This is a genomic window from Paenarthrobacter sp. TYUT067 (assembly GCF_023656375.1).
Classification (GTDB): domain Bacteria; phylum Actinomycetota; class Actinomycetes; order Actinomycetales; family Micrococcaceae; genus Arthrobacter.
The window spans coordinates 51,489-65,244 of sequence record NZ_JAMOIT010000021.1 but is presented as its reverse complement, the minus strand read 5'-3'; the positions used below and the strand labels follow the sequence as shown (position 1 = coordinate 65,244).

Here is a 13,756-nt window from a genome sequence, read left to right as displayed (position 1 = left end):
CAGGGAATGGCAATCGGTTGTCAACTGCGTGCCAAGCTGGCTAAACTCAAGGGACAAGACTCGCCTGTGAAGTGCGTCACCGCGACCCTCGGGTGCCGCAACAGGACTACCTAGGAGATTTCGTGACTCAACCCAGTGCCGTGTGGAGCCTGTCCGGTTTCGGCGACGAAGTAGACCCCGATCCCGCCGTCCAGGCCGCCGTGCTGCTGGCCCTTGGTGCGAGCCACATCGAAGTCCGCAGCGCGTGGGGGACCAACGTTTCAGAACTAGAGCGCGACGCTGTGGTGAGGCTCAAAGCCATCCTGGACGAGAAAGGCCTCAAGGTTTCAGCTGTTGCCAGTCCTATTGGCAAGGTGGACGTCAGCCTCCCCGTGGAGCATGAGGTAACCCGGCTTCGCCAGATCATCTCTGTGGCGAAGGCCTTGGACACAAAGTACGTCCGTATCTTCTCCTTCTACCGCGGCGAAGGCCAGGAGCAGGAGGAGATCCGGGAGGCAGTCATGGAGCGCATGTCCGCCCTTGCTGCGGAAGCCGCAGCTCATGGCATTGTCCTGCTGCATGAAAACGAGAAGGGCATCTACGGTGATACTCCGGATCGCGTCCTGGACATTATGGAGACAGTCAACTCGCCGGCGCTCCGGGTGGCATGGGACAACGCCAACTTCGTCCAGGTAGGCGTCAAGCCCTACACCGAGGGATATGCCATCCTGCGTCCATACCTCGAATACCTTCAGGTTAAAGATGCCATCGCCACAACCGGTGAAGTAGTTCCCGCCGGTGAAGGAGACGGCGAACTGGATGCCACCATCAGCGCCCTCGCTGCCGATGGCTACACCGGTTTCGCCTCACTTGAGCCGCACCTGGCCAGCGCCCACGAGCTCGGCGGTTACTCCGGCCCGGTTGCTTTCGGAATCGCAGCCCGCGCTTTTGCCGGCCTCGCCGCCAAGAATGGCGTGGACCTGGTCTAAAAGCGCGGCGCCAAGACAACCCCAGCATCAACCTTCGAAGGAGCAGGTATGCCTACAGCAGCAATTATTGGTTGCGGTGACATCTCGACCATCCACTTTGCGGCCCTGGACACCATGGACAATGCCGAATTGGTGGCGGTCTGCGATACCGATCCGGAAAGGCTGAAGGCGGCGGAAGCCGCCCACGGCGTCCCCGGCTACGCGGACTACCTGGACATGCTCCAGAAGGTGCGTCCCGACGTCGTGCATATCTGTACGCCGCATAACCTTCATGCCTCAGTGGCCGCTGACTGTTTGGAGCGGGGCGTCAACGTGATCGTCGAGAAGCCGCTGGCCCATACGGCGGCCGAGGGGCAGCGGTTGATAGAGGTGGCGGAGCGAAGCGATGCGAAGATCGCTGTCTGCTTCCAGAACCGGTACAACGCGACCTCGCAAGCCATGCATGAACTGCTCGACGGCGGCACGCTGGGCCAGGTGATCGGCGCCTCGGCAACTGTCATGTGGCACCGGGACGCCAGCTACTACCGCAACCGCCCATGGCGGGGGACCTGGGCGGAAGGCGGGGGTGGGCTGATGATGAACCAGGCCATCCATACCGTGGACCTGCTGCAGTGGTTGGTGGGCGATGTTGCCAAGGTGGAGGGCCATGCGTCCACCCGTTCCCTGGGCGGCGTGATAGAGGTGGAGGACACCGCGGAGTTCGTTGCCGAGCACGTCAACGGCGCGCGCAGCGTCTTCTATTCAACGCTGGCCAACGCGGTGAATGCGCCGGTGACCCTGGATATCGTCACAGAGAAGGCGACGCTCAGCCTGCGTGGCGACCTCACGGTGAGCTACGCCGACGGCACGGTGGACGTCATCCCGGAGAGGGTGGCTGAGAGTGGTGGCAGGTCCTACTGGGGCGTGTCCCATGAGCTTCTAATCGCGGATTTCTACAACAAGCTGCAGGATGCCGGGCCTTTCTGGATCAACCCTGCCGAGGCCGGAAAATCCTTGAGGATCATCAAGGATATCTACGCGCAAAGCTACCCGGAAATGGCTGACCGGGTGGGTTGATCGGCGCCTGTTATGCCATCTTGGCAACAATCTAAGAAACTTTTGACAATCGGTTGCCAAGATCACGCAAATTCCGTACTGTAAATCTCACACCCAAGAAAAGTGTGGCGCAGGCCACACACTCAAGCTCTGACTCGCATCAGGCTATGACTCAGTAGGAGCCAACAATGAAGTTAGGTCCCAAGGCGGCAGCAGCCGCCATCGTACTTAGCGCCTCCCTGGCGCTCACCGCATGTGGCGGCGGGAATGCCGGCGCCGGAGCGGGTTCCACTTCAGGAGCTAAGACAGTCACCGCACTGACGCTGGGCACCCTCCGGGACCTCACCTCATGGGACCCGGCACAGGCTCACGTAGGCCACGCGCTCCAGCCGTATCAGGCAGCCTACGACTCCCTGATCCTCCGCGAACCGGACGGCAAGCTCAGCCCCATGCTGGCAACCGCGTGGAAGTACAACGACACCAACACCAAGCTCACCGTGGACCTCCGCACGGATGTCACCTTCAGCGACGGAGCCAAGTTCGACGCCGCTGCCGCCAAGGCGAACATGGACCACTTCAAGAAGGCCAACGGCCCGCAAATGGCCCAGCTGGGGTCAGTTTCCGACGTCGCAGTAGTGGATGCCGACACGATCGACATCAACCTCAGCGCACCGGAACCGGCCCTCGAATACTTCCTCAGCCAGGCCGCAGGCCTGATGGGAAGCCCCGCAGCACTGGGCACGGACGCCATCAAGACCGTGCCCGTGGGTTCCGGTCCTTATGTGATGGACAAAGCCGCCTCCGTCAAGGACTCCCAGACGGTCTTCAACGCTCGCGAGGGTTACTGGAACAAGGACCTCCAGAAGTACAAGAAGCTCACCCTCAAGGTCCTCCTGGACCCCACCGCCCGCACCAACGCACTGGTCTCCGGCCAGATTGACGCAACCCTGCTGGATCCCAAGAACGGCAAGCAGGCCGAGGGCGCCAAGATGAAGCTCGAAACCAACCAGGTTGACTGGTCCGGACTGCTCCTGCTGGACCGTGACGGCACCAAGAACCCGGCCCTGGCAAACGTCAAGGTCCGCCAGGCCATCAACCATGCCTTTGACCGCAAGACCATCCTGGACCAGGTCATGCTGGGCCAGGGCACTCCCACCACGCAGCCCTTCGGCAAGGACAGCGGCGCTTGGAGCGAGGAACTGGAGAACTACTACAGCTACGATCCCGAGAAAGCCAAGCAGCTCCTGAAGGATTCCGGCTTTGAAGGCAAAGTCAGCATTGACGTTCCCACACTTCCCGGTGCTGAAACCCTCATCTCGGTCATGAAGCAGCAGCTCGCAGACGTGGGAATCACGCTGAACCCGGGTGCGGCCATCACCAACACCTTCACCGCGGACGTTGCCGCGCAGAAGTACCCGGCCCTGTTCTTCAACCTCTTCCAAGGCCAGCCCACCGTGGCAATCGACCAGATCGTTTCCACCAAGGCCCTGTACAACCCGTTCAAGACCACCACCCCTGAGCTTGAAGCCAAGATCGCGGCCGTGCGCACCGGTGGTGCCGACGCCGGCAAGCTGGCCCAGGAAGTCAACAAATACGTGGTGGAGCAAGCCTGGTTCGCCCCGCTGTTCCGCGTGAACCAGATGTACTACCACAACGACAAAGTGAACGTCACCCCGCAGGTCCAGCAGGCCGTTCCGTCCATCTACAACTACTCGCCCGCCAAGTAGGAACCCATGATCAAGTTCATTGCGAAAAGACTGGGCAGTGGTCTGGTGGTGTTGTTCGTCGTCTCGGTCCTCACCTTCACCCTGCTGTACACCTCCAGCGGAAGTATCGCCCAGAACATTTTGGGGGATCAGGCAACACCTGAACAGGTTGCTCTGAAGGAACAGGAACTGGGACTCGACCAGCCACTCTTCGTCCGCTACTTCGCGTGGTTGGGCGATGCCCTCACAGGTAACCTCGGTGCCTCCTGGTTCACCTCGGAGCCGGTAGCCAGCTCCCTGGCCACCCGCATCCCGGTCACCATGACCATGGTCTTCACCGCAATGATCCTGATCGCCATCTGCGCAGCACTGATCGGTGTTGCCGCAGCCGTGAAGCGCGGCTGGGTGGACAGGGTGGTCCAGATCGGCGCGATCGTGGGGGACTCCATCCCCGGGTATGTGATCGGCGTGTTCCTGGTAACCATCCTGGCCATCCAGCTGGGTTTCTTCCCCGCCACCAGCACCATCTCCCCGGAGGTGGGCCCGGAGGCCTGGGTCTACTCCATGACCCTTCCGGTGATCGCGTTGCTGATCAACGGTGTGACCGGCGGTGCGCAGCAGATCCGTTCCGCCGTCATCAAGCAGCTTGAACGGGACTACGTCCGGACGCTGCGCAGCCGTGGCATCGGAGAACGCGAAATCCTCTTCAAGCATGTTCTCCGCAGCGCCGCACCTGCAGGCTTGACCGTCTTGAGCCTGCAACTGATCGGCATGCTGGGCGGCGTGGTGATCATCGAGCAGATCTTCGCCCTTCCTGGAATGGGTCCGCTGGCTGTGGCAGCAACCACCCAAACCGATCTTCCCGTGGTCATGGGAGTGGTGATGTACACCGTGGTGGTGGTCATCGTCGTGAACCTCCTGGTGGACATCCTCAATGGTTGGCTCAACCCGAAAGTACGTGTCTCATGAGCGACTCCGTAGATTCAGCAGCAGTATCCGCAGACTCCATGGGCGTCGCGGCAAAAACAGGCCAGAGCGGCACAGTGGTCCGGTCCACCGTGATGCGCCGCCTCCTGAAGAACCCCATGGGCATCGCCTCGCTGGTGATCCTCCTGACGATCGCTGTGCTGGCCATCCTGGCGCCGGTGATCGCCCCTTTCGAAGAGAACTTCGCCAACATTTCCAAGACCCTGGCCGCTCCGGATTCAGTCAACATCATGGGCACGGACAGCGCAGGGCGCGATACCTGGAGCCGCCTGCTCTTTGGTGCGCAGCTCACCCTCTTGTCCGCGCTGCTGTGCGCAGGCGTTGCGATTGCCATCGGACTTCCGGCAGGCCTGATTGCCGGTTACTACGGAGGTAAATTCGAAACAGTCTCCAACTGGGTGGTCAGCATCCTCATGAGCCTGCCCGGCCTGATCGTCCTGCTCACCATCCGTGCAGCGTTCGGCCCGTCCGTCTGGATCTCCATGATCGCTTTCGGTGTGCTGATCAGTCCTTCCTACTTCCGGCTCACCCGCACCGCGGTGCAGTCGGTCCGGAACGAGCTCTACGTGGACGCTGCCCGGGTTTCGGGCCTGTCCGATCTAAGCATTATTGCCCGCCACATTTTCTCCGTGGTCCGCGCACCCATCATCATCCAAACCGCCGCAATCGCCGGCGTTGCCATCGCCATTCAGTCCGGGCTTGAGTTCCTTGGCCTGGGCGATCCCACCAAGGCCACCTGGGGCGTCATGCTCTCCGAAGGCTTCAAGAACGTCTACCTGACCCCGATTCTGCTGCTCTGGCCGGCACTGGCCATGGCGCTCACCATCGGCGGACTCGTCCTGCTGGGCAACGCCATCCGCGACGCCTTGGAAGACGGCGAAAAGATCAAACACCGCAAAAAGCGTGCGGCTGCAACAGCCGAAAGCACAAGTTCTTCTGCAAGCACGACGCCGGACCCCGCCAAGGCGCGCCAGTCACGGAAGTCCGTGGCCGCCGTCGACGCCGGAACCGAGCACCACCTGGTCAAGGTGACCAACCTGGGGGTCGGCTATCCGCAGGCTGACGGGTCCATCAAGAAGGTAGTGGACGACGTCTCCTTCCACGTGGACCGTGGCGAGATCCTGGGAATCGTGGGCGAGTCAGGTTCGGGCAAGTCCCAAACCGCGTTTTCCATCCTGGGCCTGCTGCCGGACAACGCGCGGATTGTGGGTGGTTCCATCCAGTTTGATGGCAACTACACGGTGGCCCCCGGTGAAGACCGCGTCAGCCAGGAGAGGTTGTCCAAACTACGCGGCAAACGGATTTCCTACATCCCCCAGGAGCCCATGAGCAACCTGGACCCGGCGTTTACCATCGGCTACCAGCTGGTCACACCCATGGTTCGAGTCCTTGGAATCTCCAAGGCTGAAGCCCGCACACGCGCCCTCAAGCTGCTTACCGACGTCGGAATTGCCAACCCGGAACTCACCTTCAATGCTTACCCGCATGAGGTCTCCGGCGGAATGGCCCAACGCGTGCTGATCGCCGGTGCCATCAGCTGCGAACCGGACCTGGTGATCGCGGACGAACCCACCACCGCCCTGGACGTCACCGTGCAGGCCGATGTGCTGGACCTGCTGCGTGAACTGCAGCAGCGCCTAAACATCGGGGTCATCCTGGTGACCCACAACTTCGGTGTCGTGGCCGACCTTTGCGACCGCGTGGCCGTGATGCAGAACGGCCGGCTGGTGGAAGAAGGGACCGTCCGGGACATTCTCCGGAACCCGAAAGAGCCTTACACACAGACCCTGCTGGGGTCCATGCTCGAAGGAAAGACGCCCATGACCATGCTTGTATCCAAGCCTGGATCGGCAGCACAGTCCGGATCAGCAGCACAGAAGGAGCCGGTGGCATGAGCACCTCTCTTGATTCATCGCAGAAGTCTCCGCTCCTTTCAGTGGAGAACCTGGTGGTGGAATACCCCAGCAAGCGGTTCCGGGCGAAGCCCTTCCGGGCGCTGACGGACATCAACATCACCATCGGCCAAGGCGAGACCTTGGGCCTGGTGGGGGAGTCCGGTTCCGGCAAGACCACTCTTGGCCGCGCCGTCCTGGGCCTTGCCCCGGTCACCGCAGGAAAGGTGATCTTTGAAGGCAACGACATCAGCAACGCTTCGCGGAAGGAACGCCGTACCCTGAGCCGGGACCTGCAGGTGGTCTTCCAGGACCCCTACACCTCGTTGAACCCTGCGCTGGAGATTGGTGACATCCTTGCCGAGCCCCTCGGCGTGCAGGGGATGGAGCCTGCTGCGGCCAAGAAAAGAGTCAAGGAACTGCTGGACCAGGTGGGCTTGCCGACGGACGCGATTCACCGGTTGCCGCGCGAGTTCAGCGGCGGGCAGCGCCAACGCGTTGCGATCGCGCGGGCACTTGCCTTGTCCCCGAAGCTGATTGTCTGCGACGAACCCGTCAGTGCACTGGACCTCTCCACCCAGGCCCGCGTGCTGGACCTGTTCCTGCAGATCCAGAAGGACACCGGCGTTTCGTACTTGTTCGTCTCACACGACCTCGACGTCGTGCGGCACATCAGCCACCGTGTGGCCGTCATGTACCACGGCGAAATTGTGGAGCAAGGACCTGCCGAAGTTGTCACCCGCGATCCCGAACACCCCTACACCCAGCGGCTGCTGCTTGCCTCGCCGGTGCCCGACCCTGACCGGCAGGAACAACGCCGGGCAGACCGCCACCGCCTACTCGCAAACCAGCACAGCCAAATCGAACAGCAAGGTGCCGTGGCCTGAACGGCCCGGCATCCCATCACACATCCAGGGTCCGGAAGGGCCCGGAAACCCCCGGAGGAAAAAGTGGCCACAATAGGCGTCCAAGCCATGATGCTGAAGGACAGTTTTGCTGACGTTGGAGCGTTCGAAACGCTCCGCAAGGTCAGTGCGATCGGCTATAACGCCGTCGAAATTTCGCAGATCCCCATGACGCCGGAGAACGTGGACGAGCTGGACCGCTCCCGCTCGGAGCTGGGCATGGACATCGCCGCCCTTTCGGTCAACATTGAAGGCCGCAAGGGCATGCCCGTGGAATCGCTGGCGGACAACTTCGACAAGATCGTGGACGACGCCAAGCGGCTGGACAGCTCGCTGCTGCGCATCGGGATGCTTCCGTTCGGGGCCATGAAATCACTGGACTCGGTGGTTGAATTCGCCAAGCAAGCCAACGGCTATGCTGAACGGCTGCAGGAACACGGCATCAGCCTGTATTACCACAACCACCACATTGAGTTCGCAAAGTTTGACGGCAAATACATGCTGGACATCATCGCCGAAAACTCCCCCGCTATGGGCATGGAAATTGACGTCCACTGGGTGCAGCGTGGTGGCCTCGATCCCGTGCGGACCCTGGAAAAGTACGCCGGCAATACTGCCATGGTGCACCTCAAGGATTACAGGATCGGACAGATGCCTGAATCGTCCTTCGGGCTCCTGGAGAAGGGCGACTTCCCCGGGTTCATGGCCGAGTTCCGCAATGTGGTGCAGTTCGCCGAAGTGGGCGAGGGCAACCTGGACTTCCCCTCCATCATTCCGGCCGCCGTCGCCGCAGGAGCCCGTTACCTCTTGGTGGAGCAGGACGAACTCTATGGGCGGACCGTGTGGGATGCGCTCCAGACCTCGTACGACAACTTGGTGGCCATGGGCCACGCCGACCTTTTCTAGATTTCAGCCACTTCCCGGTTTTCAACACAGGAGATTGCATTCATGAGCAAGAAAGTACGCCTCGGCATCATCGGCCTGGGCCAGCAAGGCGGCGCCTACGCCAAGTTCATCACGGACGGCCTGGTGCCCAATATGGAGATCGGCGCAATCTGCGATGTTGATCCCGCCAAGAAGGAACTCGCAGCCTCGCAGTATCCGGATGTCCCGTTCTACGACGACTACATCACCCTGCTTGAGAGCGGATCCGTAGACGCGATTGTCACCTGCGTGCCGCACTTCCTGCACCCGGAGATGGGCATCGAAACACTCAAGCGCAACATCCACGCGCTCGTGGAGAAGCCCGCCGGCGTCTACACCAAGCAGGTCAAGGAACTGAACGAGTTCGCCGCCTCCAAGCCGGAGCTTTCCTTCGGCATCATGTTCAATCAGCGCAACAACCCGCTGTACAAGAAGCTGAAGGAAATCGTCGATAACGGCGAGATCGGCAAGATCCGCCGCTCCAACTGGATCATCACCAATTGGTGGCGCCCGCAGGGGTACTACAACTCCAGCGAGTGGCGTGCTACCTGGGGCGGCGAGGGCGGTGGCGTCCTGGTCAACCAGGCACCGCACCAGCTGGACCTGTGGCAGTGGATCTGTGGCGTCCCGCAGTCCGTGTACTCCAAGGTGGCGTACGGCTTCCGCCGCGACATCGCCGTCGAGGATGAAGTCACGGCAGTAGTGGATTATGGCGACGGCGCCACCGGCGTTTTTGTGACGGCCACCCACGACATCGTGGGAACCGACAGGTTCGAGATCCTGGGCGACCAAGGCAAGATCGTGGTGGAAGACAGCAAGGTGGCCACGGTTACCCGGCTGGTCAAACCTGAGCGGGAAATCAGTGATTCCATGGATATGGATGGCGTCCGCAAGCTCTTCATGGGCCAGCTGAACCGCGAAGAGCTGTACAGCACCGAAACCATCGAGTTCGAGTCTGCGTGGGGTGGCCAGCATGCCGGCGTCCTGGAGAACTTTGCGGCCAACATTTTGGACGGAACTCCTCTACTGGCTCCGGGTTCGGACGGTATCAACGGTGTTCGCTTGGCAAACGCCATCCACCTTTCCAGCTGGACCGGCAAGGAAGTGTCTTTGGACTTTGATGAGGATGAATTCCTGCAGGAGCTGAACAAGCGCATCGCTGAAGAGGGCAAGTTCCCCGAGCGTTCCTAAGCAGAGTGGGCCGGTTGCCGTGATCAATGGATGGCAACCGGCCTTTTTTGTTGCCAAGCGGTCTACGATGGAGCGGTGACTGACCTGACGAGCACTGGAACGGCAACCACCCCCACCAAACGAGGCCGGGGGGATAAGTCTTCTGCCACGATTTACGACATCGCGAAGCTGGCGGGCGTGAATCCCTCTACGGTGTCCCGCGCTCTGAGTAAACCGGGCCGCGTGAGTGCCAAGACGCAGAAGATTATTGAGGACGCTGCGGCGGAGCTGAACTACCAGGTGAATCCGTTTGCCCGCGCCCTCCCCACCGGCCGCACCCAGACCATCGGGTTGATCGTCGCGGACATCACCAACCCCACCTTCTTTGACATCATCCGCGGCGCGGAAACCACGGGATCGGCCCGCGATTACACCCTTGTCCTGGCCGAGTCCGCGGAGTCACCGGAGACGGAAGTTACGGCGGCCCGGCGCATGCTGAGCACGGTGGATGGCCTCATCCTGGCCAGCCCCCGCATGGACGATGACCAGATCCGGGCCTTGGCTGCGGACAAGCCTGTGGCCGTCATTAACCGTGAAATTTCCGGTGTTCCGTGCGTCGTCCCTGACGTCAACAAGGGCATCAGCGAGGCCGTGCGCAGCCTGGCCGCCAACGGCCATGAGAAGCTCGCCTACGTCGCCGGCCCCAAGCAGTCATGGATGACCGCCCGCCGATGGGAAGGCGTCAAATCTGCCGCGGAATGGTCCAAGCTCAGCGCGGTCCGCCTGGAGTCCTCCAAACCAACCGTCGACGGCGGCAGGCAAGTAGCGCGCGACGTCCTGGAAAGCGGGGCGACGGCGGTGATCACCTACAACGACCTCCTCGCCATTGGCTTGATGCAGGAGCTGCAGGCCGGCGGGATGAGAGTCCCGGACCAGATCAGCATTGTTGGCTTTGACGACATTTTTGGAGCCGATTTCACCACCCCCGCGTTGACCACCGTGCGCTCACCCTTGGGGGAGTGCGGCACCCGCGCCGTCACCATCCTGCTGGATATGCTGCAGGGCCAGGAGGCCCCGGACGAAGCGGTCCGGGTGGAGACGGAACTCGTGGTGCGAGGGTCCAGCGGACGGCTCCTCGCCTAGGCTCAGTACGCCGCTGCGCAACGGGATGCAACAGAGTGGCAATTTTTGGCAACCGGTTGACAAAGTGCCGAACCGGAACGCAAGATTGACCTATGTCACAGTCCATCGCCGCACACCCTGACAGGCTCCTGCCCGCAGATCCCGGGACGCGCAGCATCGCGCGCTCTTTGTTGGAGCGCGTCCAGGACCTGCCCATCATTTCCCCGCACGGCCACGTTGACGCCGCAGTCATCGAGCAAAACACGCCGTTTCCCGACCCCGCAGCACTTCTGGTCAGCCCGGACCACTACGTCACACGCCTGATCCACGCCAACGGTGTTCCGATGGATCAGTTGCTGGCCGGGACGGCCTCTGCGCCGGAGTCCCGGGAGATCTGGAGGCAGTTTGTCCAGTCATGGCCGCTGTTCGAGGGCACGGCCTCCGGGTACTGGCTGCGCACCCAGTTCAACGACGTTTTCAAACTCGGCGCAGACCTCAGCGAGATGCCGGCAGACGCCAGCTATGACGCGATTGCCGCGAAGTTGGTGGAGCCGGACTTCCGTCCCAGGCAGCTTTTCAAGGACTTCAACATTGAGGTCCTGGCCACCACGGACGACCCCTTGGACAACCTTGCCAGCCACAAGGCCCTCACCGAGGATCCCAGCTTCAACGGCCGCGTGCTCCCCACATTCCGCCCGGATGCCTACCTGAACGTGGCGCATTCGCAGTGGAGCAGCAATGTTGACCGTTTGATCGAAACTGCAGGCGACGGTGCCACAGGCTACGCGGGCTATATTGCGGCGCTTGAGAACCGCCGTCGGTATTTTGTGGAGCATGGGGCGGTATCGGCGGACCATGGAGTCCGCACGCCGGCCACCCTCAAACTTGATGCCGCGGATGCGGAAGCGCTTTTCGAAAAGGCGCACGCCGGAAAGGCAACTGCCCAGGACCGCGACGCGTTCGAGGCCCACATGATGTACCAGATGGCGCGCATGTCGGTGGCCGACGGTTTGGTCATGACCATTCACCCGGGCTCCTACCGGAACCACCATGAGCCCACCTTCAAGTCCTTCGGGGCAGACACCGGCCACGACATTCCGTTCGCCGTGAACTACACCGAGGCCATCCGTCCGTTGCTGCAGGACTTCGGCACGGCCAAGGATTTCCACCTGGTGCTCTTCACCCTCGACGAGACTGTCTTCTCGCGTGAACTCGCGCCCCTAGCCGGCTTTTACCCATCCGTCTACATCGGCGCGCCGTGGTGGTTCCTCGATGCACCCGACGCCATGCTGCGCTTCCGCTCAGCAGTTACGGAGACCGCCGGCTTCTCGCGGTCCTCGGGCTTCATCGATGACACCCGCGCCTTCTGCTCCATCCCCGCACGCCATGACGCCTCCCGCAGGATTGAAGCCTCGTTCCTCGCGCGCCTTGTAGCCGAGCACCGCGTCACGGAAGACCGCGCGCACGAGTTGATCCTCGACGTCGTCGATTCCTCGCCACGCAGGGTGTTCAAGCTATGACCGCCGAACTGCCGCGCCTTAGCCGCGCTGTTTCGCCTGCCGGCCAGGCGCCGATCAGGATGGTGCATCTGGGCCTCGGGGCGTTTCACCGCTCACACCAAGCCTGGTACACGCAGCATGCCGGCGACGCGGGGGAGTGGGGCATTGCCTCCTTCACTGGTCGCCGTCCTGACGCTGCCGAAGTCCTCGCCGCCCAAGACGGACTGTTCACAGTGGTGGAGCGATCCGACGCGGGCGATTCCTTCGAGGTAGTGGGCAGCATCGTCGAAGCCGTAGATGGCGCCAACGTGGGCCGGCTGGTTGAACTGCTCGCCGCGCCCCAGACCGCTGTGGTCACCCTCACCATCACGGAAGCGGCGTACGGCCTTGGCACCGACGATGCCCCGCTGCTGGTTTCCGGGGCAAAGCCCACGACGCCGTTGGGCCGCTTGGTTTTGGGACTCGCCGCGCGCAGGGACGCCGACGCCGGCCCTCTGGCCGTCGTTTCCTGTGACAACCTCTCGGACAACGGAAACGTCGCACGGGATGGCGTGCTGGGTATTGCCAGAGAGTTCGACGGCGGCCTGGCCGCCTGGATTGAGGCGAACGTGAGCTTTGTGAGCACGTCCGTTGACCGGATTACTCCGCGTACCACCGCGGATGACGTTGCCTTGGTGCGTGAAAAGTGCGGCTACCAGGACGACGCTCCGGTGGTCACCGAACCTTTCCGCAACTGGGTACTCAGCGGAGATTTCCCCGCCGGCCGCCCGCGGTGGGAGGACGCCGGCGCGGTTTTCGTGGACGACATTGAGCCCTACGAAAACCGCAAGCTCTGGCTTCTTAATGGTGCTCACTCGATCCTGGCGTACGCCGGGCAACTGCGTGGACACTCCACGGTGGCCGAAGCTCTGGCCGATCCGTTGTGCTTGCAAGCTGTTGAAGATTTCTGGGAAGAGGCGTCGAGGCACCTATCCGGTGATGATCTAGGCATTCCCGAGTACCGGGCGGCATTGCTGGATCGCTTTGGCAACTCCCGGATTGCGCACCACTTGGCCCAGATCGCCATGGATGCCAGCACCAAGCTGCGCATGAGGGCCGTCCCTGTATTCCGCGCCGAACGCGCAGCAGGGCGAACCGGCGAGGCTGCGGCAAGGATGATCGCCGTGTGGGCTGCCTACGTGGAGTCGAACCCCGGGTTACAGGACCCCCAGTCCGGAGCGGTGGCCGAGGCTAACAAAGAGGCGGGCTCTGAGCGCATCGCTGCCCTCGTAGCGTTGCTGGATGCTGAGCTCGCCCGGGATTCCGCGGTGCTGGAGCTCGTTCATAAGCTCAGCAGTAGCTTTGCGCCCGAAGTTTCAGCTAACGCTGGTACTGCGGCGTAGGAATCTATATGCGAGGTGGTCCGGGCCCTGAGGTTTCAGGTGCCCGGGCCACGGTCGTTTAACGTGGTCGACTGGCACCCTTAGCGTCCAACACCGCAAACCCATGCGTTGTGGGGCCCACTCTGCGTGCCTCGACGCGATCTTGGGGCGCAGAGCGGGCCTCACA

General features: G+C 62.1%; 11 protein-coding genes. All 11 read left to right on the top strand.

The window, feature by feature from the left end:
- Positions 1 to 122 precede the first annotated feature (122 nt).
- The 11 genes from MOD31_RS17880 to MOD31_RS17830 all read left to right on the top strand — a co-directional run bounded on the left by MOD31_RS17880 (position 123) and on the right by MOD31_RS17830 (position 13,590).
- A complete protein-coding gene (locus tag MOD31_RS17880; protein ID WP_166841226.1) occupies positions 123 to 968 on the top strand; it encodes a sugar phosphate isomerase/epimerase family protein in 846 nt (281 codons plus the stop codon).
- Positions 969 to 1,016: 48 nt separating this feature from the next.
- On the top strand, positions 1,017 to 2,024 hold the full coding sequence (locus MOD31_RS17875) for a Gfo/Idh/MocA family protein (protein WP_250821255.1): 1,008 nt from the start codon (positions 1,017 to 1,019) through the stop codon (positions 2,022 to 2,024).
- A 167-nt stretch (positions 2,025 to 2,191) separates the two neighbouring features.
- Positions 2,192 to 3,730: an ABC transporter substrate-binding protein gene (locus MOD31_RS17870; RefSeq protein ID WP_223941643.1), complete on the top strand. Its 1,539-nt coding sequence runs from the start codon at positions 2,192 to 2,194 to the stop codon at positions 3,728 to 3,730.
- A gap of 6 nt (positions 3,731 to 3,736) precedes the next feature.
- Entirely contained in the window at positions 3,737 to 4,678 is a 942-nt protein-coding gene (locus MOD31_RS17865) for an ABC transporter permease (protein WP_166841229.1), read from the top strand.
- Complete coding sequence (locus MOD31_RS17860; RefSeq protein ID WP_250821254.1) at positions 4,675 to 6,591, top strand: dipeptide/oligopeptide/nickel ABC transporter permease/ATP-binding protein; 1,917 nt, start codon at positions 4,675 to 4,677, stop codon at positions 6,589 to 6,591. The genes MOD31_RS17865 and MOD31_RS17860 overlap by 4 nt, the downstream gene beginning before the upstream one ends.
- Positions 6,588 to 7,475, top strand: coding sequence for an ATP-binding cassette domain-containing protein (locus MOD31_RS17855; RefSeq protein ID WP_166841231.1), 888 nt, complete (start codon positions 6,588 to 6,590; stop codon positions 7,473 to 7,475). The genes MOD31_RS17860 and MOD31_RS17855 overlap by 4 nt, the downstream gene beginning before the upstream one ends.
- A gap of 63 nt (positions 7,476 to 7,538) precedes the next feature.
- Positions 7,539 to 8,399 (top strand): sugar phosphate isomerase/epimerase, encoded by an 861-nt coding sequence (locus tag MOD31_RS17850; RefSeq protein WP_250821253.1) that lies wholly within the window; start codon positions 7,539 to 7,541, stop codon positions 8,397 to 8,399.
- A 42-nt stretch (positions 8,400 to 8,441) separates the two neighbouring features.
- Positions 8,442 to 9,608: a Gfo/Idh/MocA family protein gene (locus MOD31_RS17845; RefSeq protein WP_250821252.1), complete on the top strand. Its 1,167-nt coding sequence runs from the start codon at positions 8,442 to 8,444 to the stop codon at positions 9,606 to 9,608.
- Positions 9,609 to 9,683: 75 nt separating this feature from the next.
- Positions 9,684 to 10,730 (top strand): LacI family DNA-binding transcriptional regulator, encoded by a 1,047-nt coding sequence (locus MOD31_RS17840; protein WP_250821251.1) that lies wholly within the window; start codon positions 9,684 to 9,686, stop codon positions 10,728 to 10,730.
- Between the two features lie 92 nt (positions 10,731 to 10,822).
- Positions 10,823 to 12,229 carry a glucuronate isomerase gene (uxaC, locus tag MOD31_RS17835; protein WP_250821250.1) on the top strand — a complete coding sequence of 469 codons (1,407 nt, stop codon included), beginning with the start codon at positions 10,823 to 10,825 and terminating at the stop codon, positions 12,227 to 12,229.
- Positions 12,226 to 13,590 carry a mannitol dehydrogenase family protein gene (locus MOD31_RS17830; protein ID WP_250821249.1) on the top strand — a complete coding sequence of 455 codons (1,365 nt, stop codon included), beginning with the start codon at positions 12,226 to 12,228 and terminating at the stop codon, positions 13,588 to 13,590. Before uxaC ends, MOD31_RS17830 begins: the two co-directional genes overlap by 4 nt.
- Positions 13,591 to 13,756: the final 166 nt, after the last annotated feature.